The organism is Nocardioides sp. NPDC057577 (assembly GCF_042801335.1).
In the GTDB taxonomy this organism is placed as follows: domain Bacteria; phylum Actinomycetota; class Actinomycetes; order Propionibacteriales; family Nocardioidaceae; genus Nocardioides.
Genome location: NZ_JBHVGB010000043.1, coordinates 1 through 19921 on the forward strand (window position 1 = coordinate 1; position 19921 = coordinate 19921).

Annotated in this window: 19 protein-coding genes; 6 read left to right on the forward strand and 13 right to left on the reverse strand. The window is 69.1% G+C overall.

Translation table 11 applies throughout. The features are described from left to right. Nucleotides 1-37: 37 nt before the first annotated feature. The 5 genes from ACFU7D_RS11410 to ACFU7D_RS11430 all read right to left on the reverse strand — a co-directional run bounded on the left by ACFU7D_RS11410 (nt 38) and on the right by ACFU7D_RS11430 (nt 5177). Nucleotides 38-1735 carry a uroporphyrinogen-III synthase gene (locus tag ACFU7D_RS11410; protein ID WP_378867093.1) on the reverse strand — a complete coding sequence of 566 codons (1698 nt, stop codon included), beginning with the start codon at nt 1733-1735 and terminating at the stop codon, nt 38-40. Next, nucleotides 1732-2745, reverse strand: coding sequence for a hydroxymethylbilane synthase (gene hemC, locus ACFU7D_RS11415; RefSeq protein WP_378867096.1), 1014 nt, complete (start codon nt 2743-2745; stop codon nt 1732-1734). The genes ACFU7D_RS11410 and hemC overlap by 4 nt, the downstream gene beginning before the upstream one ends. Next, on the reverse strand, nt 2742-4037 hold the full coding sequence (locus ACFU7D_RS11420) for a glutamyl-tRNA reductase (protein ID WP_378867099.1): 1296 nt from the start codon (nt 4035-4037) through the stop codon (nt 2742-2744). Before ACFU7D_RS11420 ends, hemC begins: the two co-directional genes overlap by 4 nt. Next, a complete protein-coding gene (locus tag ACFU7D_RS11425; RefSeq protein WP_378867102.1) occupies nt 4034-4759 on the reverse strand; it encodes a redox-sensing transcriptional repressor Rex in 726 nt (241 codons plus the stop codon). Before ACFU7D_RS11425 ends, ACFU7D_RS11420 begins: the two co-directional genes overlap by 4 nt. Before the next feature lie 178 nt (nt 4760-4937). Next, nucleotides 4938-5177 carry a glutaredoxin family protein gene (locus tag ACFU7D_RS11430; protein ID WP_091043131.1) on the reverse strand — a complete coding sequence of 80 codons (240 nt, stop codon included), beginning with the start codon at nt 5175-5177 and terminating at the stop codon, nt 4938-4940. Nucleotides 5178-5234: 57 nt separating this feature from the next. Between ACFU7D_RS11430 and ACFU7D_RS11435 the strand changes: the two genes are divergently transcribed. The 4 genes from ACFU7D_RS11435 to ACFU7D_RS11450 all read left to right on the forward strand — a co-directional run bounded on the left by ACFU7D_RS11435 (nt 5235) and on the right by ACFU7D_RS11450 (nt 8761). Beyond that, nucleotides 5235-6134 (forward strand): HAD family phosphatase, encoded by a 900-nt coding sequence (locus ACFU7D_RS11435; RefSeq protein WP_091043132.1) that lies wholly within the window; start codon nt 5235-5237, stop codon nt 6132-6134. A gap of 192 nt (nt 6135-6326) precedes the next feature. Then, entirely contained in the window at nt 6327-7076 is a 750-nt protein-coding gene (locus tag ACFU7D_RS11440) for a sigma-70 family RNA polymerase sigma factor (protein ID WP_378729025.1), read from the forward strand. Nucleotides 7077-7218: 142 nt separating this feature from the next. Continuing rightward, entirely contained in the window at nt 7219-8409 is a 1191-nt protein-coding gene (locus tag ACFU7D_RS11445; protein WP_378729026.1) for a DUF5667 domain-containing protein, read from the forward strand. Between the two features lie 160 nt (nt 8410-8569). Then, nucleotides 8570-8761, forward strand: a complete 192-nt coding sequence (locus ACFU7D_RS11450) for a hypothetical protein (protein ID WP_378867105.1) — start codon at nt 8570-8572, stop codon at nt 8759-8761. Here the strand turns inward: ACFU7D_RS11450 and ACFU7D_RS11455 are convergent. The 5 genes from ACFU7D_RS11455 to ACFU7D_RS11475 form a co-directional block, all read right to left on the reverse strand. Next, a complete protein-coding gene (locus tag ACFU7D_RS11455; protein WP_378729028.1) occupies nt 8722-9678 on the reverse strand; it encodes a lysophospholipid acyltransferase family protein in 957 nt (318 codons plus the stop codon). The genes ACFU7D_RS11450 and ACFU7D_RS11455 overlap by 40 nt on opposite strands. Further along, the gene (locus tag ACFU7D_RS11460) at nt 9671-10690 is read right to left on the reverse strand and encodes an NAD-dependent epimerase/dehydratase family protein (RefSeq protein ID WP_378729029.1); all 1020 of its coding nucleotides are present in this window, start codon (nt 10688-10690) and stop codon (nt 9671-9673) included. Before ACFU7D_RS11460 ends, ACFU7D_RS11455 begins: the two co-directional genes overlap by 8 nt. Nucleotides 10691-10704: 14 nt before the next feature. After that, entirely contained in the window at nt 10705-10806 is a 102-nt protein-coding gene (locus ACFU7D_RS11465; RefSeq protein ID WP_008356322.1) for a 30S ribosomal protein bS22, read from the reverse strand. Nucleotides 10807-10981: 175 nt separating this feature from the next. Beyond that, nucleotides 10982-11185, reverse strand: a complete 204-nt coding sequence (locus ACFU7D_RS11470) for a helix-turn-helix domain-containing protein (RefSeq protein ID WP_008356311.1) — start codon at nt 11183-11185, stop codon at nt 10982-10984. 209 nt (nt 11186-11394) lie between these two features. Next, the gene (locus ACFU7D_RS11475; protein ID WP_378867110.1) at nt 11395-12612 is read right to left on the reverse strand and encodes an acetoin utilization protein AcuC; all 1218 of its coding nucleotides are present in this window, start codon (nt 12610-12612) and stop codon (nt 11395-11397) included. Between the two features lie 185 nt (nt 12613-12797). Between ACFU7D_RS11475 and trpS the strand changes: the two genes are divergently transcribed. Continuing rightward, on the forward strand, nt 12798-13751 hold the full coding sequence (gene trpS / locus ACFU7D_RS11480) for a tryptophan--tRNA ligase (RefSeq protein WP_378867113.1): 954 nt from the start codon (nt 12798-12800) through the stop codon (nt 13749-13751). Nucleotides 13752-13850: 99 nt separating this feature from the next. Here the strand turns inward: trpS and ACFU7D_RS11485 are convergent, their stop codons facing one another. After that, nucleotides 13851-15302: an MFS transporter gene (locus tag ACFU7D_RS11485; RefSeq protein WP_378729032.1), complete on the reverse strand. Its 1452-nt coding sequence runs from the start codon at nt 15300-15302 to the stop codon at nt 13851-13853. A gap of 266 nt (nt 15303-15568) precedes the next feature. Here ACFU7D_RS11485 and ACFU7D_RS11490 point away from each other — a divergent pair, with 266 nt between their 5' ends. Further along, the gene (locus tag ACFU7D_RS11490; RefSeq protein ID WP_378867116.1) at nt 15569-16678 is read left to right on the forward strand and encodes a ScyD/ScyE family protein; all 1110 of its coding nucleotides are present in this window, start codon (nt 15569-15571) and stop codon (nt 16676-16678) included. Nucleotides 16679-16734: 56 nt separating this feature from the next. On the opposite strand, the gene ACFU7D_RS11495 is transcribed toward ACFU7D_RS11490, so the two are convergent. Both ACFU7D_RS11495 and ACFU7D_RS11500 read right to left on the reverse strand, forming a co-directional pair. Next, nucleotides 16735-18192, reverse strand: a complete 1458-nt coding sequence (locus ACFU7D_RS11495) for an alkaline phosphatase PhoX (protein ID WP_378867119.1) — start codon at nt 18190-18192, stop codon at nt 16735-16737. A 172-nt stretch (nt 18193-18364) separates the two neighbouring features. Beyond that, the gene (locus tag ACFU7D_RS11500; protein ID WP_378729035.1) at nt 18365-19816 is read right to left on the reverse strand and encodes an alkaline phosphatase PhoX; all 1452 of its coding nucleotides are present in this window, start codon (nt 19814-19816) and stop codon (nt 18365-18367) included. Nucleotides 19817-19921 lie beyond the last annotated feature (105 nt).

The following is a 19921-nucleotide window of genomic DNA, read 5'->3' on the forward strand; positions in this document are numbered from 1 at the left end:
CACTCGGGAGCACGCGGCTGTCGGGTGATGCGTCGGATCAGGAGGTGCGCGAACGACGGCGCGAGGCGGGGCGCCGGTCGGACGGCTTGGTGACCGGCAGGCCCTGCTCGACCAGCGACGCACGACGCGCGGCACCGAAGGCGGCGAGCGCCTCGGTGAGCGCCTCGATCGACGGCTCGGGCGACATCACGTCGACCCGCAGGCCGTGCTCCTCGGCGGTCTTGGCGGTGGCCGGACCGATCGCCGCGATCACCGTGGAGGTGTGCGGCTTGCCCGCGATACCGACCAGGTTGCGGACCGTGGACGAGGAGGTGAAGACCACCGCGTCGAACTTGCCCGTCTTGATCGCGTCGCGGGTCGGCGCGGGCGGCGGGGCCGCCCGGACGGTGCGGTAGGCGGTCACGTCGTCGCACTCCCAACCGAGGTCGACCAGGCCGGCGATGAGGTTCTCGGTGGCGATGTCTGCACGCGGGAGGAAGACCCGGTTGATCGGGTCGAGGTCCTCGTCGTACTCCGGCCACACCTCGAGCAGGCCGGCGGCCGACTGGTTGTCGGTGTTCGGCACCAGGTCGGGGCGCAGGCCCCAGGCCTCGAGCGCCTGCCCGGTCTTCTCGCCGACGGCGGCGATCTTCAGACCGGAGAAGGCACGGCAGTCCAGGCCGTACTCGTCGAACTTCTCGCGTACGGCGCGCACCGCGTTGATCGAGGTGAAGGCGATCCAGTTGTAGCGGCCCTCGACCAGACCGCGTACGGCCTTGTCCATCTGCTGCGGGTTGCGCGGCGGCTCGACGGAGATCGTCGGGACCTCCTCGGGCACGGCGCCGAAGCCCTTCAGCTTCAGCGACAGCGCAGGAGCCTGCTCCTTGGTGCGGGGCACCAGCACGCGCCAGCCGAAGAGCGGCTTCGTCTCGAACCACGAGAGCGTCTCACGCAAGTTGACCACCTTGCCGATCACCACGATCGCCGGCGGCGCCATCCGTGCGGCACGGGCGTCGACGGCGATGTTCTCCAGCGTCGACTCTACCGTCGTCTGCTCGGTCGTGGTGCCGACGCGGGTGATTGCGACCGGGGTCTTGGCCGGGCGGCCCGCGGCGACGAGCTCCTTGGCGATGTCGCCGATCATGCCGACACCGGAGAGGAGGACGAGCGTGCGGTTGTCCGCGTACTGGCTCCAGTCGATCTTCTCGTTGCAGGTCACGACCGCGACCTCTTGGTGGTCCTTGGTCGTCAGCGGGATGCCGGCATACGCCGGAACGGCCGACACCGACGAGACGCCGGGGACGATCTCGAAGCCGATGCCCGCCTTGGCGCAGGACTGCGCCTCCTCGGGGCCGGAGGCGTAGAGGAAGGGGTCGCCAGTCATCAGGCGCACGACGCGCTTGCCCAGCTTCGCCTGCTTGACGACGGCCTTGGCACGGGCGGCGTTGGCCAGGGGCTGGCCGTCGGTGCCGAACCCGCCGTCGATGAACTCTGGTCCAACCGGTTCCGGGCCCTCCTTGGGCAGAGTTTCGCCCTCGGTCGGCTCGACCGGCTCGGGGATGCCGAGAACGCCGCGCACCATCGAAGCGTGCTCGGGGGCCTCGGTCACGACAACATCGGCCTGCTTCAACAGGTCGATCGCCCGTACCGTCAGCAGCTCAGGGTCACCAGGACCGCTGCCGACGAAGGACACCCAGCCCAGTGGGATGGCCGAGCTGTGCTCGGCCGTCTGCTCGGTGGTCTTTGCTCGGGTCATGCGTTGTGCACCTTGTCCTGCTCGGGAGCGGTCTGGGGGGAACCGCCCGTGTCCATGACAGCCTGGCCGGGGTCAGTGGTGGGGTCGTCGGTCAGGTCTGCTGCACCCTCGGCGAGCATCTCCTCGGCGAGCCGGCGCCCGACGCCTACGGCGTCGTCGAGCGGCCCGGATGCGGAGAGTCGGATCGAGAGCGAGCCATCGAGTGAGAGCGCAACTGCCCGCACCCACAGCTCTGGTCCTTCCTCACCCTCAACCACGTCGGCGAGGGTCCCGATGGGCGCGGCACAGCCACCTTCGAGGGTGGCGAGCACCGCGCGTTCCGCCTCGACGGCCGCTCGGGTGGGCGAGTCGTCGAGGGAAGCCAGAATCTTGCGTACGTCGGCATCGGCGTCGCCCGCGCGGCACTCGACCGCCAGGGCTCCCTGACCAGGAGCGGGCAGCACCTGGATCGGGTCGAGAACCTCGGTGACCTCGTCGAGCCGGTCGATGCGGGCCAGGCCGGCGCGCGCGAGCACGACAGCGTCGAACTCGCCCGAGCGGACCTTGCCGATGCGGGTGTCCACGTTGCCGCGGATGCCGTCCAGCTCCAGGCCGAGGCCGAGGGCCTTGATCTGGGCGACGCGTCGCGGCGAGCCGGTGCCGACCCGCGAGCCCGGCGGGAGCTCGCCGAGGGTCAGGCCGTCGCGGGCGACGATCACGTCGCGCGGGTCCTCGCGCGGCAGGATCGCGAGCAGCTCGATGCCGTCCTCGGGATAGGTCGGCAGGTCCTTGAGGGAGTGGACCGCGAGGTCGATCTCCTTGGCGTGGAGGGCGTCGCGCAGCGCGCTGACGAAGACTCCCGTCGAGTTCGAGCTGGTCAGCGGGGTGTTCGCCGCCTGGGTGCGGTCGCCGTCGGAGACGATCTCGACCAGCTCGACGATGTGGCCCTGGGCGCGGAGCATCTCCGCGACGAGGGTCGACTGGGTGACGGCGAGCTGGGAACGGCGGGTGCCGAGGCGAAGGGTTCTCATGAGTGGTCTCCTGGGACGTCGGCCCGGGTCACCGCGGAGACGGCCTCGGGGTCGAGCGCGAAGAGCTCGGCGAGCGCAGCGGCGTAGGACACCGCACCGGTCTCGTTGGCGAGCTCCTTGACCCGGACGGTCGGCTCGTGGAGCAGCTTGTCGGCCACGCGGCGTACGGTCCGGAGGACCTCGGCACGAGTGACCTCGTCGAGGCCGGGAAGCTTGTTGTCGAGGCGTTCCATCTCGGCCGCGACGACGCCGGTGGCCATGCTTCGCAGCGCGACCACCGTCGGGGTCACCGCGGACTGGCGACGAGCGCTCAGGAACGCCGCGACCTCCTGGGTGACGATGTCGCGGACCGCGAGCACCTCCTTGCCGGCGGGCGAGGCGTGCAGCTCGTCGGCGAGGGCGGCCAGGTCGATCAGGGTGGCCCCGGGGAGCGACCCCGCGGCGGGGTCGATGTCGTGGGGCAGGGCCAGGTCGATCAGCGCGATCGGGCGGCTGCTGCGGTCACCGACCATGTCCGCCGGGACGAGCAGCCCGCTGGCGCCCGCGCAGGTGATCACGATGTCGGCGGCCGCGACCTCCGCGGCCAGCTCGTCGAGCGCGGCGGAACGCGCGGAGTACTCCTTGGCGAGGCGCTCGGCGTTGGCCGTGGTGCGGTTGACCACGACGACGTCGGCGGCCCCCAGCCGGGAGACGGTCGCGGTGGCCAGCCCGGCCATCGCACCGGCGCCGACGACGGCGACCCGCTTGCCGCCTACGTCACCCACGGCTCGCGCGGCGCGGTCCAGCGACGCGGTCACCAGCGACGGGGCGGCCTGGTCGATGCCGGTCTCAGCACGCGAGCGCTTGCCGACCCGCAGCGCCTGCTGGAACAGGCTGTTGAGCGCCGGTCCGACCGTGCCCATCTCCTGGCCGAGCTGCAGGGCCGCACGGGCCTGCCCGAGGATCTGGCCCTCGCCGACTGCCATCGAGTCGAGCCCGGCGGCCACCTTGAACAGGTGGGAGACGGCACCGTCGTCGTAGTGGACGTAGAGATGCGGCAGCATCGTCTCGAGCGTCTGACCGGCGCCCTCGATGATGCGGCGGGAGAGCTCCTCGACAGAGCCGTGGAAGCGCTCGACCTCGGTGTAGATCTCGAGCCGGTTGCAGGTCGCGATGACCGCAGCCTCGCTGACGTGTTCACAACCTGCCACGTCGGTGAGGAGCTTCTGCAGGCCGTCCGCGTCCACCGCCGCCGCCTCGAGCAGCGAGACCGGCGCGGAGTTATGTGAGATGCCGACAACAAGGACACTCATGCCCTGATCCCTTCCTCGGAACCATTGTCCACCGTCCCGTCAGCTTCTGCAGCCTTGCGCGACTCGTGATACGCCAGGATCTGCAGCTCGATCGAGAGATCGACCTTGCGTACGTCGACACCCGGCGGCACGTTCAGGACGGCGGGCGCGAAGTTGAGGATGCTGCTGATGCCGGCCGCGACCATCGCGTCGGCGACGTCCTGGGCCGCGGTCGCCGGCACCGAGATGACTCCGATCGAGACCTGCTCGGCGGCGACGATCCGGGCCAGGTCGGCGAACGGCCGGACCTCGAGCCCGGCGACCGTCTGGCCCTGCATCGGCGCGGCCGCGTCCAGGAGCGCGACGGTGCGGAAGCCGCGGCTGCTGAAACCGGAGAAGTTGGCGAGCGCCTGACCCAGGTTTCCGATACCGACGATGATGACCGGCCAGTCGTGGGTCACGCCGATCTCGCGGGCGATCTGGTAGCTCAGGTAGTCGACGTCGTAGCCGACCCCACGCGTGCCGTAGGAGCCCAGGTAGGAGAGGTCCTTGCGCAGCTTGGCCGAGTTCACCCCGGCGGCCGTCGCGAGCTCCTCGGAGGAGCAGGACGCGATGTTGCGCTCAGCGAGCGAGGTCAGGGCCCGGAGGTAGACCGGAAGCCGGGCGACTGTCGCCTCGGGGATGTCCCGGTGGGGGTCTGAGGCACCGCTGCCCTCGCCCGTATTCGTACTCCGTGCCGTCACGCTCTGCTCTTTCAATGCCGGCGCCACAGACGGGGGCTTTTTAGCCCGGGATCGCCCTGCGGCTCAGCCACCATACGGAGTTTGTGACCGCGAGAACAAACTCGCAGACCGTCGGCTAGCACACGTGTTTGCGGAGTTGTCAGAGGGGGGTTGTTCAGGGTAATGGGCCGATCGACAGTTATTCTGGGGAGCGCGCGAGCGCTGCCCTCAGCCGCTCCTCGGAGACGCGCCAGAAGTCGTGCTGCTTCCCGTCGACGTACGTCACCGGCACCTCGTTCGTGAACCGCTCCCGCAGCTCCTCGTCCGCGTCGATGTCGACCTCGGTGTAGTCGTCCCCGACCACCTTCTCGAGGACCAGCCGGGCCTCGTCGCACAGATGGCAGCCCTGACGGGAGTAAAAGGTCACACGGGGTTCCATCCGACCATCTTGACACCTGGGCCCCTTCACGGCGTCCGGACCACTACTGTTGGCGAAATGAGCAGCGCCAGCGACCGCCGCCGTGCCGAACTGCGGCGAAAAGACCTCAAACGCCGCTCGGCTCTCGCCGGCGAGGCATCGGCCGCGGCCGCGGAGATCGAGGCCTGGCTCTATCCGACGACCGGAGACCCGACGGCGGCAGCGTTCTTCGACGTGGACAACACGATCATGCAGGGCGCGACGATCTTCCATCTGGCCCGCGGCCTGCACCGGCGCAAGTTCTTCCGGACCCGGGACATCGCCTCGGCGGCGTACAAGCAGGCCTATTTCCGGGTGGCCGGGGTCGAGGACCCCGCCCACATGGAGTCGGCGCGCTCCTCGGCCCTGTCGTTCATCCGCGGCCATCGCGCCGAGGAGGTCGAGAGCCTGATGGAGGAGATCTTCGAGGAGGGCATGGCCCACCGGATCTGGCCCGGCACCCGGGCGCTGGCGCAGACCCATATCGACCAAGGTCAGCGGGTGTGGCTGGTGACCGCGGCGCCCGTCGAGGCCGCCCGGGTCATCGCCCGGCGGCTCGGGCTCACCGGCGCCCTCGGGACGGTGGCGGCCACCGAGGACGGCGTCTACACCGGCGAGCTGGTCGGGGAGATGCTCCACGGGCCGGCCAAGGCGGAGGCGGTCAAGGCGATCGCCGCCCGGGAAGACCTCGACCTCTCTCGCTGTGCCGCCTACTCGGACTCCTACAACGACCTGCCGATGCTCTCGCTGGTCGGTCATCCGTGTGCGATCAACCCGGACGCGCGCCTACGCGCCCACGCGCGCGAGAAGGGCTGGCCGATCCGTGACTACCGCACCGGGCGCAAGGCGGCTAGGGCCGGCGTGGTCACCGCGGCGCTGGGCGGTGCGGCCACCGGTGCGATCGCGGTGGCGATCGCGCTCCGCGGACGGCGCGAGTGATTCGTGCCGTTGGCGAGGTGCATGCAGTGACGGGTATTCGCCGCCCTGTCGGAAAAATGCCACCACACGCCGACGCAACTTCGGCTCGGGACCTGACATCGGGATGCCCTAACCCGTAAGGTTGGGCTCGCTCAGGGGGAGTCTTCGGGAGGGACCCACATGTCGCGCCGCGCCAATGACGTCCATCGTCGCTTGGATGCACTTCGCGCTGCGGTCGAGCTCTTGATGAACGAGGGCTACGAACCCGCGTACGCCGGCGTGGCCGGTGCGTCCGGCCCGCTCGCCGAGCCCGAGCGTCGCGGCTCGGGTGGCACCCACGAGTCCACACCCCGCTCCGACAACGAGCCGGACGACGACACCGAGCTCGCCGCCTCCTCGGAGGAGAGCGAGGCCGACCGCACCCGGCTGATCGCGCTGGTCGAGCTCGCCCGCAAGGGCGACAAGGAGGCGTTCGGCCTCCTCTACGACCACTACAACGGTGCTGTCTACCGCTTCCTCTTCTACCGGACCCGCTCCACCCAGGTCGCCGAGGACCTGACCTCGGAGACGTTCTTCCGGGCACTCCGCTCGATGACCGGCTTCCGCTGGCAGGGCAAGGACTTCGGCGCCTGGCTGATGACCATCGCGCGCAACCTGGCCACCGACCACTTCAAGGCGGGACGTACGCGCCTGGAGATGACCACCGAGGACATGGGTCAGCACGACTCCTCCTCGGACGGGCCCGAGAAGATCGTGATGGCGGGGATCACCAACGAGATGCTGCTCGGCGCTCTCTCCAAGCTCCCCGACGAACAACGCGACTGCATCATCATGCGTTTCCTCCAAGGGCTGTCGATCGCGGAGACAGCGGCTATCCTCGGGCGCAGCGACGGAGCCGTGAAACAGCTCCAGCTGCGCGGGATCCGCAATCTCGCCAAGCAGATGCCTGACGGGATCCGCTGATGACTGTGTTCCGCACCACCTTGAATGCTCGACCGGTTGCCGTAACCCGCGGCCGGGGCGACTCGTTGTCCGACATGGCTGCACCTTGCGCGCAGCTGTTTCGACGAATCCCTGTCTGCCGATACCGAGTAGGAACCCCCCGATGAGCCCGGCGTTCCCGGCGCGAAAGCGTGCCGACGAGTTCGACCGAATGGTCGCGGCCACTGCCGCGACGGATCGGCGTGCCTCGCACTCTGCCGACGAGCTTCGTGATCTGGCAGTCTTCGCTTCGTCGCTCTCCACCCTCAGCGACTCAGCCGTCCCCAGTCGCGACTTCTCCGTCTCCCTGCGCGAGCGCCTCATGGCTGCCGCCGACACCGAGCTCGTGCCCGCGCCGCGCACCGAGAAGACCGTCGAGCGCAAGCTCACCGTCGGTCCCGTGCGCAGGCCGCGCCGGCAGCGCAATCTGGCCGTCGCCCTCGCCGCGATGGCGATCGTCGGCGGCACCGCGGGTGCCGCGGCCGCATCCCAGACCGCTCTGCCCGGTGACTCGCTCTACCCGGTCAAGCGGGCCGTGGAGAACGTCTCGGCCGGCTTCACCGTCAGCACCCAGGCCCGCGGCAACCGGATCCTCGAGGACGCCGGCACCCGCCTGCGCGAGGCCAAGTCGCTCGTCGCCGACGCGCCGATGACCGACTCCGAGCGGGTCACCACGACGCTCGAGACCTTCTCGCGACAGGCCGCCCACGGCTCCGACCTGCTGATCAGCGACTTCGAGCAGTCCCAGGACAACGACTCGCTCGCCCAGCTGCGTACGTTCGCGGCCGATGGCGTCGAGGAGCTGGCCGAGCTGAGCCCGAAGGTGCCCGAGCGGGCCGAGCCGGCCGTCTCCGACGCCGCGCAGACCCTCGTGCTGATCGACCAGGCCGCCGCCCAGCTCTGCCCCACCTGCGAGGGTGGCATCACCGAGCTTCCCGCGACGCTGGTCTCCAGCCTCACCTCCGACATCGACGGGCTGCTTCCGGCCGACACCGTCGTCGAGGCCGAGGCGCTGCCGCCGCTCACCCAGGACGACAACGCCCTCGACCTGCCCTCCATCGACCCCGACAAGATCGGTCCCGGCTCGGTGACCGACCCGAAGGGCGAGAAGGACGAGGCGGAGGAGCCCTCCGCGGAACCGGATGAGGACGGCAGCATCCTGCCGAGCCCCAGCAACCCCTCCGACGGCGATCCCTCCGAGGACCCGGACACCGACCCCGACACCGTGACGGACCCCGTCACCGGTCTGGTCACCGGCGTCACCGGCCTGGTCGGCGACGTGCTCGCCGGCGCCACCGGCCTCCTCACCCCGTAATCGCCGAGGCGTCACGTACGTCGACCGAAGTGTCACGTACGTCGATCGAAGCGTCAGGTACGTCGGCCGAAGCGTCACTGCCGTCGGTCGAAGCGTCAGGTATGTCCGCCGAAGCGTCACGCGCGTCGGTCGAGGCGTCACCTACGCCGATCGAGGCGGTATGCGTGACGCCTCGGGCGACCGGGCTGACGCCTCGAGCGACGGCGGTGACCTCTCGGCCGACCAGGCTGACGTCTCGACCGACGCGAGTGACGCCTCGACCGACGCGAGTGACGTCTCGGCCGACGGGGGCGACGCCTCGGCCGGGGTGGGTCAGCCGAAGACGGAGGCGCGCTCGCCCAGCAGGCGGTAGAGGGTCTGCTGGATCGTCTCGCGAACCTGGTCGGTGACGTTGAAGACGAGCATCGGGTCGTCGGCCTCCGTGGCGTCGTACGCATCGGTGCGGATCGGCTCGCCGAACTCGATCAGCCACTTCGACGGGAGCGGGATGAGACCCAGCGGCCCGAGCAGCGGGAAGAACGGCGTGATCGGCAGATAGGGCACGCCGATGACCTTGGCGAGAGCCGGGATGTTGCCGACCAGCGGATAGATCTCCTCGGCCCCGACGACGGAGAGCGGCACGATCGGGACGCCGGTGCGCAGCGCGGAGGAGACGAAGCCGCCGCGCCCGAAGCGCTGGAGCTTGTAGCGCTCGCTGTAGGGCTTGCCGATGCCCTTGAAGCCCTCGGGCCAGACACCGACCAGCTCGCCGTTGCGCAGCATGCGCTCGGCGTCCTCACTGCAGGCCAGCGTCGCGCCGGCCTTGCGGGCGATGTTGCCGACGATCGGCATCCGGAAGACGAGGTCGGCCCCGAGCGGGCGCAGGTCACGCCCGAGCTCGTCGTGGATCGAGACCATCGTCATCAGGCCGTCCATCGGGATGGTGCCGGAGTGGTTGGAGACGATCAGGGCGCCGCCGTCGGTCGGGATGTTCTCGATGCCGCGCACCTCGACCCGGAACCACTTCTCCTTGATCGGCCGCAGCACGGCCAGCATGAAGCGTTGGGTGAGCTCGCGGTCGAAGCCGTATTCGTCGACGGAGTATTCGCCCGAGATCCGGCGGCGCAGGAACACGATGAACCGAGCGAGCTGCTCCTCCCACTCGGTTCCGAAGACCTCTTTGGCGGCGATCTCCAGAGCCGCGGCCCAGTCGGCCGCCGGGATCGCCCGCAGCGGGTGGCGCTCGCGCGCCGTGGTTCCGGTGAAACCCTGGGCGGCGGACTCAGTCACCGGGCGCTCCTGTCAGTCGGCTCTCCAAGGCGGCCAGCGCACGGTCGGCACGGTTCACGGACGGCATCACGCTGTCCGCAAAGTCTACGACCGTGCCTTCGGTCGTGTATCGAGGTTCGAAGCCCAGCAGGGAGCGCATCCGCGTGGTGTCGACGCCGCGACCGTAGGTCAGCAGCGCCCTCAGCTCGGCGGGATACTCGCCGCCGCCGAACCTCGCCAGGCCGAACATGGGCTCGGGGATCGGCACGGTGACCCGTTGCAGCCGTCGCGCGACCTGCGAATGGGTCAGCACACCGTCGCCGGCGACGTTGAACGTCCCGGGGACCCCGGTGCGTACGGCATGCTCGAGGACGCCGTAGAGGTCCTGCTCGTGAAGAAACTGAAGGCGTGGGTCGAAGCCGAGCACGTTCGGTACGACCGATCGCCGGAAGTGGGCCGCGATCGGGCTGACCACGCTCGGCCCGAGGACGTTGGCGCAGCGCAGGACCGTGACGGCGATGTCCGGGCGACGACGGGCGAAGCCACGTACGTAGGACTCGACGTCGGCCGCGTCGCGGGCATAGCCGGAGGACGGGGTGCGCCGCGGCTCCATCGACTCGGTGAACATCGCCGGGTCGCGGCTGCTCGCCCCGTAGACCTGGGTCGTCGACTTCACCACGACCTGACGCAGGGACGGCGCGGTCTGGCAGGCCGCGAGGAGCTGCATCGTCCCGATGACGTTGAGCTCCTTCATCGTCGAACGACCCCCGGTGGTGCCGGGGGTCGCGATGACGCTGAGGTGGACGACGGTGTCGACCTCCTCCTTGGCGACCACCTTGGCGATCACCGGGTTGCGGATGTCGGCTCGGACGAATCCGACTTTGCCGATGTCGCCGCGAGGCGGTGCGACATCGACGCCGATCACTCGCTCGACGTTCGGGTGGCGGGCGGCAGCGCGCGCAAAACGGCGCCCGAGGTCACGCGAGACCCCGGTGACCAGGAGGACCCGACCGGGCCCAGAGCGTTCCGCCACCTACGCCACGAACGTCACTTGCCGAGCTTGCGGCGCTGGACGCGAGTCTTCTTGAGCAGCTTGCGGTGCTTCTTCTTCGCCATGCGCTTGCGACGCTTCTTGATGACAGAACCCACGGGGAACCCTTCACGATCGTTGCAGAGAATGCCGGCCCGGTGCCGACGCGGCCACTCACCGCAGCGCGCGGCAAACAGACCTAGGGGGTAAGACTAACCAAGCCAGGGCATCCGAGGAGAATCGGTGACCGGTGTTGCCCCCGCGCCCCAGCTGCTCGGGCGCGGGGTCCGACAACTAGCCCGCGTTGTAGAACGAGCTCTTGAGGTATTCGTTCGCGTCGTCCTCCCGAACCCGGAAGGAACGACCGACACGCACCGCAGGCAACTCGCCCGAATGAACCAACCGGTAGACCGTCATCTTGGATACGCGCATCATCGACGCAACCTCGGCAACGGTCAGGAACTTGCTGTCAGAGATGTCTCCAGAAGGAGTAACCATCTGCTTCCACCGTTCTCTCTCGAGTGATCGCGACGCCAGCGGCTTCCCCACCTCTGGTCCAAAACGCGATCCCAAAGTGAGAATAGGGCCTGATGTGACTGATGGGGAAGGGGACACCCCTGAGAATCTCACATACCATCGGCGTGTCGAGTTGCATTTGGGCGCGACGAACTGCGGTTTCTAGACCGTCCCGAAACTAGGTGACCGGGCTACGGCATCGGGTCGAGCCCGTGCAGCGGGAACACCGCTGTGCGAGTCGCGTGGACCTGCCGGTCCAGCCACGTGCCGGGGTCGTATCCGCTCCCCCAGTCGCGGTAGGCCGGTTCACGTCCGTCCGTCATGCGCAACGGCGCAACCCTCCCGAGGCGCGTCTGCACGTGCTCGCGCCAGCCACCTGGCACGTCGAGCGTCGGCTCCAAGGGATTCCCCGACACTAGCGCAAGAAGGTGGGTCCATGCGCGTGGCACGACGTCGACGACCGCGTACCCACCGCCGCCGAACGCCACCCATTTGCCCGCGCACACCTCGTGCGCGAGCTCGTGGAGCGCGACGTACGCCGCCCGCTGGCCGTCCACGCTCAGCGCCAGGTCGGCGAGGGGGTCGTCGGTGTGCGAGTCGCAGCCCTGCTGGGTCACCAGGATCTCCGGCTGGAACTCACGGACCAGGTCGGGCACGACGGCATGGAAGGCGCGCAGCCAGCCGTGGTCGGCCGTGCCGGGCGGCAGCGCTACGTTGACCGCGGTGCCCTCGGCTTCCGGCCCGCCGATCTCCTCGGCGAAGCCCGTGCCGGGGAAGAGCAGCTGGCCGGTCTCGTGGATCGAGACGGTCAGGACGCGCGGGTCGTTCCAGAAGGCCCGCTCCACGCCGTCCCCGTGATGCACGTCCACGTCGACGTAGGCGACCTTCTTCACACCCTGGTCGAGGAGCCACTGGATGCCGGCGGCGACGTCGTTGTAGATGCAGAACCCGGCAGCACGCCCGCGCATCGCGTGGTGGAGGCCACCCATGATGTTGGCGCTGTGCAGGCTCTCACCGGAGTAGACCTGGCGGCAGGCCTCGATGCTCGCGCCGACGATGTGGGCGCTGGCGTCGTGGATGTGGGCGAAGACCGGGTCGTCCTCGGTGCCGAGGCCGTGGGCGAGGTCCGACTCGCCGCTTCGGCAGGCCTTGATGACCGCCTCGATGTAGCTCTCGTCGTGGATGGTGAGCAGCTGCTCCGGGGTGCCCATCGGCGCCTCGACGACCTTCAGATGGTCGAGCACGCCGAGCTCGTCGGCCAGGCGCATCGTCAGGTCCACCCGGATCGGCGCCATCGGGTGGGTCGGGCCGAAGTCGTAGTCGGCGAGGCTCTCATCGAAGACGACCGTCGAGTGCCCCTGGCAGGTGGTCGGCCCTGTGGTCGGCACTGTGGTCGGCGGTGTCGTCATGGGCCACACGGTATCCGTGAGGTGTGCAACACTGGAGAGGTGTTCAGCATTCGTTCCACCCAGTGGTGGTCCGCCTCCTAGGCGGTCCATCCGATTGTTGAGCACTCACATCAGGCCGCCCGCGGGCGGCCTTTTCTTGTTCGATCGTCGCTGACCCGTGGGCCTCACCACCCGAAAGGTCCACCATGACCCGGCGACTCTCCCTCATCACTCCCTCCGGACGACTCACCCTCGGCAACCTGCTCGGCGCACTGCGGCCGATGGCTGCCGCGGCCGACTCGGACGCCTTCTACGGGCTCTCCGACCTGCACGCGCTGACGCTGCCGCACGAACCGTCGGTGCTGCGTACTCGAACGGAGGAGATGGCCCTCCTCCTGATGGCGTCCGGGCTCGAACCGGCCACGTTGTTCATCCAGTCCCACGTCCCCGCGCATCGCTCGCTCGGCTATCTGCTCGAGTGCGTCGCACATACCGGCGAGCTGGGCCGGATGATCCAGTTCAAGGAGAAGTCGCGCCGGGTCGGGGCCTCGGTGCGCGCCTCGCTCTTCACCTATCCGGTGCTGATGGCGGCCGACATCCTGCTGTACGGGGCGACCGAGGTGCCCGTCGGTGACGACCAGCGCCAGCACGTCGAGCTCGCCCGCGACATCGCGATCCGGTTCAACACGACGTACGGCCGGGTCTTCTCGGTGCCCCAGGCGGTGCACCCCGAGGCCGGGGCTCGGATCATGGACCTGGCCGATCCGACGAGCAAGATGTCGAAGTCGGCCGGCGACGAGCATCCCGGCTCGATCTTCCTGCTCGACGATGCCGATGTCGTACGCCGCAAGGTGGCTCGCGCGGTCACCGACTCCGCGGGGGACGTCTCGCGTGATCCCGAACGGCCCGGGGTCACCAACCTGATCGACATCCTCGAGGCCTGCGGCGGATCTGCTGCTGGGTTGTCCGGCTACGGCGAGCTGAAGTCCGCCGTCACCGACGCGGTCGTCGCTGAGCTCGAGCCGATCCAGAAGCGCTACCGTGAGCTCGCCGCCGACCGGGCGTACGTCACGAAGGTCTACGCAGCGGGGGCCGCACGGTGTCGGGAGGTGACTGCTCCCGTCCTAGCCGCGGCGGAGGCGGCGATCGGTCTGGCCTGAGGTTCCTTCATCGAGGTATGCAGGCGAAGGAACACATCCCTCGCGGAGTTCCGCTCGGGATGTGTCCCTTGCACTGCATACCTTGATGGAGGAACGCGCTCAGATCCGCACGTCCGCCAACTCACCGACCCGCGCACCCTGCGGCCGCAGGTAGACCACGAAGGTGACCAGGGCGCAGATGGCGTAGAAGACGGTGAAGGCGACGAACGCCGACTTCGTGGCGTCTAGGGGGTTGTCGACCCAGGGGCTGTTGAAGGCGATCGGGATGAGGAAGCCACCGATCGCACCGACGGCGCCGATGATGCCGACGGCCGCGGAGGACTTCTTGGTCGCGCCGACGAGCGCGACGTCCCGATCGGCGGTGCCCGGCGTGGTGGCCATCTCGGCCTCGCGGCGGAAGATCGACGGGATCATCTTGTACGTCGACCCGTTGCCGATGCCGGTCGAGGCGAAGACCAGCATGAAGAAGCCCAGGAAGGCCGGGAACCATGCCTGGTTCGCCTCCGCGATCGCGGGCGAGGCATCCGGGTTCGGGGTGAGCTGCATCAGCGTCCACAGCACCGCCAGGGTGAAGACGACCAGTCCGATGAACGCACCGAGCGTCACCTTCGCGCCGCCCCAGCGGTCGGCCAGCCAGCCGCCGAACGGCCGGGTCGCGGAGCCGATCAGCGCACCGAGGAAGGCGAAGTAGGCGAAGTAGATGCCGGTCCCGAGCGGCGCGGGCTCGGGCACCCAGAAGTTCAGCTTGATCAGCAGCGGCATCGCGGCGGAGTAGCCGATGAAGGAGCCGAAGGTGCCGATGTAGAGGAACGACATGATCCAGGTCTGCTTCGACTTCACCACCGAGAGCTGCTCACGCACGGACGACTTCGCGGAGCTGATGTTGTCCATGAAGAAGAAGGCCGCGAGGATCGCGATGACGGCCAGTGCCGCATAGACGAACGCCGCTCGCTCCAGGTGGATGCCACCGGACGAGGCCTTGACCAGCCCGAAGATGCCCGCACCGCCGACGATGACCGGCAGCAGGAACTGGATGAGGGCGACGCCGAGATTGCCGCCGGCGGCGTTGAGGCCGAGTGCCGCACCCTTCTTCGAGGCCGGGTAGAAGAAGTTGATGTTGGCCATCGAGGAGGCGAAGTTCCCGCCGCCGAGGCCGGCGGTGGCGGCGATGACGCAGAAGACCCAGTAGGGGGTGGACGGCTGGGTGACGGCGTACGCGAAGCCGAGGGTCGGCACGAGCAGCAGCGCGGCCGACATCATCGTCCAGTTGCGGCCGCCGAACTTCGGCACCGCGAGGGTGTAGGGCACCCGCAGCAGCGAGCCGACCAGGTTCGGGATGGCGATCAGGAAGAACAGCTGGCTCGGGGTGAAGTCGAAGCCCTGGGCGACCAGGAAGGCCGAGGAGACCGACCAGATCAACCAGACCGAGAAGCCGAGGTGCTCGGCGAAGATCGACCAGATCAGGTTGCGGCGGGCGGTCTTCGCCCCGGTCTCCTCCCAGAAGGTGGCGTCCTCGGGACGCCAGTCGTCGATCCAGTGGCGGCGGCTCATGGTGGGCTCCTCTGTTGCGGCAGTCGGCGAGATACCACCCACGATCGCCAGCCCAGGTTTCAGCAGCCGCCAACCCTCGCGTGCGAGCCCGTCAACTTCCTCTCACGGCCTCACAGGGCTCACAACCTCACTTCCGCCGCCGATGGAAGGCAAAGGTCCTTTACCCAAACCGGGCGATTCGATCGCCACCAGGGGTAATGAGACTGAAAAACGACCGGCGACGACGCGGTCGCCGGTCGGGACAGACAACACAAGGGGGACACACAATGTCCAGACTTCCAAGGTGTCTGACGGCGGCTGTCGCACTGATCCTCGGCGCGGCGCTCATCGCCACCACCCCACCAGCACAGGCCCATTCCAAACCTCGGCTGCCCAAGGGCGTACTCGCATCCGGTCTGCTCAGCCCGCTCAGCGCGGCGGTGGACCATGACGGCACGGCGTACGTCTCCTCGAACTTCGCCGGGCAGATCCTGAAGGTCCGGCCGGGCAAGAAGGCCAAGGTGATCTACACCGACCCCAACGGCTACGAGGTCGGCGGGCTCTCGGTCCACGACGGCGTGGTGACCTTCGTCGTCACCCGGTCCAACCGCGAGACCTTCGAGAACACGGGCAGCTGGCTGAAGCGGCTCTACCCCTCGGGCAAGGTCAAGACAGTCGCCGACCTGCACGCCTACGAGACGAAGCGAAACCCCGACGGCCGTACGTCCTACGGGTTCCGCGACGGCGACACCGACTGCAACGCGAAGTGGCCGGCCGAGATCGGCGCGCCTGCGGCCTACAAGGGCGGCATCGACTCGCACCCGTACGCCACGGCCCTCCAGCACGGCCGCACCTACGTCGCGGACGCCGGCGGCAACAGCATCCTGTCGGTCTCCTCGCACGGTCACATCCGGACCGTCGCGACCCTGCCGGGGATCCCGTACACGTTCACCCCGGAGGTCGTCGCCGGCTTCGGGCTCGACGAGTGCTTCGTCGGCCGGACCTACTACTTCGAGGGAGTCCCGACCGACGTCGAGACCAGTCACCACGGACGTCTCTACGTGTCCAGCCTGCCGGGCGGACCGGAGGGTCCTGAGCTCGGTCCGCGTGGCAGCGTCTTCAAGATCGACGCCAGGACGGGACACAAGAAGCAGGTCGCCCAGGGCTTCCTCGGCGCCACCGGCGTCGCGGTGAGTCCGCACGGCACGATCTACGTGGCCGAGATGTTCGGCAACAAGATCACCGCCGTACGTCACGGCCACCGCTGGACCAAGGCGGAGAAGCCCACTCCCGGAGCGGTGGAGTGGACCAGGTGGGGAGTCGTCGCCACGATCGACGTCCTCTCCGGTACCGACGGCACCTCGCCGCCGGCCGGAAAGCTGGTCAACCTCGGATGATTGGACGACGCGGCGGGCGACCAGGCGCCCGCCGCGTACGTCTTCTCTCGTGATCCTCAGCCGAGGTAGCGCTCCCACGGGCCGGTGATGGCCAGGGTGTAGCCGGGGTCCTGCATGTTGACGAAGAGGACCTTGCCGTCGGGCGAGAAGCACGGGCCGCAGAACTCGGAGTCGTTCAGGTCGTTGCGGGCGATGGCGTACGCCGGGCCGCCCGGGAACGCGCCGAGCACGTGCGAGGCGCCGGTGCCGTCCTCGGCGAGCACCAGCGAGCCCCAGGGGGTGACGGTGACGTTGTCGGGGCCGTCGAAGGTGAGGTCGGTGTACTTCGGCGCCGGGGCATCGTCCTCGGACTGCGTCTGGTGCGGGAAGTACGTCACCAGCTGGATGGTCTCGGCCGCGTAGTCGTAGAACCAGACCATGCCGTCGTGCGGGCTCGCGTCCGCGGGGAGGTCGGTGTCCTCCCAGGCGTAGGAGTTGACCACGTAGACACCCTCGTCGGTGCCCCACACGCCCTCGAACTTGCGCCCCCGGGTGACCTCGCCGTCGGCGAACTGCTCCCGACAGGGAGTCGACTGGGCGTCGCGCTCGGGAACCTTCTTCCACGTCACCGGGAAGGGCTGACCCATCTGCGCGGAGGTCAGGTAGGCCACGTCGGGCAGCACCGAGCCATCAGGCAGGATGATCTGCATCGCGGCGAGCGTGCCGGCGTCGTCCGCCAGCTCGGTGAGCACGCCCGGACCGAGCCTCACCCCGGCCGGGGCGGTCCAACGGTAGAAGAGCCCGTTGGGCTCGTCGGCGTCCTCGGAGAGGAACACCTTCGTCCTGGTCCTGTCGATCGCGAGGGCCTCGTGGTCGTAGCGGCCGAAGGCCTTGATCGGGCGCGGGTCGGCTGAACCGTCGGCCCAGACCTCGAAGACGTAGCCGTGGTCCTTCTCGTAGACCCCCGTGCTGCCGTCCTCGCCCTCCCACCCCTCACCGGCGTCGTTGACGGTCTCCTCGCAGGTCAGCCAGGTCCCCCACGGCGTCGGGCCACCGGCGCAGTTGGTGGAGGTGCCGGAGATCGCGACGAACTCACCGAAGTTGGCGCCGCCCGCGTCGGTGGTGATCACGGTGCAGCCGCCGGACGGCGCGCCCGGGTCGTAGACGGTGCCCTCGACGAGCGGCACCGGTACGCCCTCGCCGGGCTCGATCTCGTGGTTCTGGATCAGCGTGTAGCGCCCGCGCCTGCCACCGAGCACCATCATCCCGTCGTGGTTGGACGGCGTCTTCTCCCCCGTCTTCAGGGTCGTCTCCCCGGCGGAGGTGACGATGGCGTACGCGAACCCCTCGGCCAGCGCGAGGATCCCCTTCGGGTCGTCCACGAGCGGCGGGAACGGCTCGCGGGCGCGCTTGCGTCCGGGGGTGCCGGGCCGCGCGGGCTTCGCCTCGGCGAGAGCGGGGACGGCACCGGCGACGGCCAGGCCGACCCCGGTCGCGGCTCCTCCGGTGAGCAGGGAGCGTCGAGTTGCGGGCATGGATTGAACTCCTCGAGCGAAGGTAGGGGATCCCGAGACAGGTCTCAGCCCTCAACCCAAGCCACTCCGCAACACCTGCGCGCGCGCCCGAGATGAACCTCAGGCGACGGCGCCATGAACGTGTGCAGCGGGCAGCCCGAGCCGCCCGCCGCACATGTCCTCGCCCCGGGCCTCAGCCGAGGTAGCGCTCCCAGGGACCGGTGATCGCCAGCGTCAGACCCGGGGACTGCATGTTGACGAAGAGCACCTTGCCGTCCGGCGAGAACGCCGGTCCGCAGAACTCGGAGTCGTTGAGCTGGTTGCGCGCGATGGCGTACGTCGGGCCGCCGGGGAACGAGCCGAGCACGTGCGAGGAGCCCGAGCCGTCCTCGGCGAGCACCAGCGAGCCCCACGGCGTGACGGTGACGTTGTCCGGGCCGTCGAAGACCAGGTCGTCGTAGGCGGGCCGATCGTTCTCCCACGCCTCGTCGTTGTGCGGGAAGTACGTCACCAGCTGGATGGTCTCGTTCTTGTAGTTGTAGAACCACACCATGCCGTCGTGCGGGACCGCGTCGGCCGGCAGGTCGGAGCTGTCCTCACCGGCGTAGGAGTTGACGACGTAGACGCCTTCGTCGGTGCCCCACACGCCCTCGAACTTCTTCCCGCGGGTCACCTCGCCGGTGGCGAACTGCTTCCGGGTCGACACCTCGCGCGCATCGCGATCGGGCACCGGGATCCAGCGGACCGGGAACGGCCGGTTGAGCTGGGTGGAGGTCAGGTAAGCCACGTCGGGAAGGATCGAGCCGTCGGGCAGGATGATCGCCATCGCACCGAGCTCGCCGGCGTCGTCGGCCAGGTCCTCCGCGATCCCGGGCCCGAGCTTGTAGCCGCGCGGCGCCTTCCAGCGGTAGAAGAGACCGTTCGGCCCGGAGGCGTCCTCGGAGAGGTAGACGTGGCGACGGTCCTCGTCGATCGCGAGCGCTTCGTGCGCGTAGCGACCGAAAGCCTTGATCGGGAGCGGCAGCCTGCGCCCGTCGGGGAAGACCTCGAAGACGTACCCGTGGTCCTTCTGATAGCCGTTCCCCGAGCGGGTCTCGGTCTCCTCGCAGGTCAGCCAGGTCCCCCACGGGGTCGGACCACCGGCGCAGTTGGTGAGCGTGCCGGAGATGCCGACGAACTCGCCGAGGTTCTCGCCGCGCGCGTTGGTGGTGATCACGGTGCAGCCGCCGGCGGCGGTCGCACCCGGGTCGTAGACCGTGCCCTCGACGTGCGGGACGCCGTACGTCGCGTTGCGGCCGAGCTCGTGGTTCTGGATCACCGTGTAGGTGCCGCGGCGGCGGCCGGCGAAGACCGCGTTGCCGTCGTGGGCTCCCGGGGTCAGCTCGCCGCTGTCGAGCTTGGAGACACCCGCGCGGGTGATGATCGTGTAGGAGAAGCCCTCGGCCAGCGCCAGGATCCCGTCGGGGTCGTCGACGAGCGGCGGGAAGGCCTCGTACGGGGTGGGCGCGTACGTCCCGGCGCCACGCCCGTTCCTGGCGGTGGCACCCGGGGTGGATTCGGCGAGCGCGGGCATGTTCCCGGCAATCGCGATCCCGACGCCGGCGGCAGCGCCGCCGGCGATCAGAGAGCGACGGGATGCAGGCATGGTGGTACTCCTCGGAGCTTGGTAGGGGATCCCGAGACAGGTCTCAGCCCCTACTCAAGCCACTCCACATCACCCGTGCGCCCGCGCGAGGTGAACGTCAGGCGG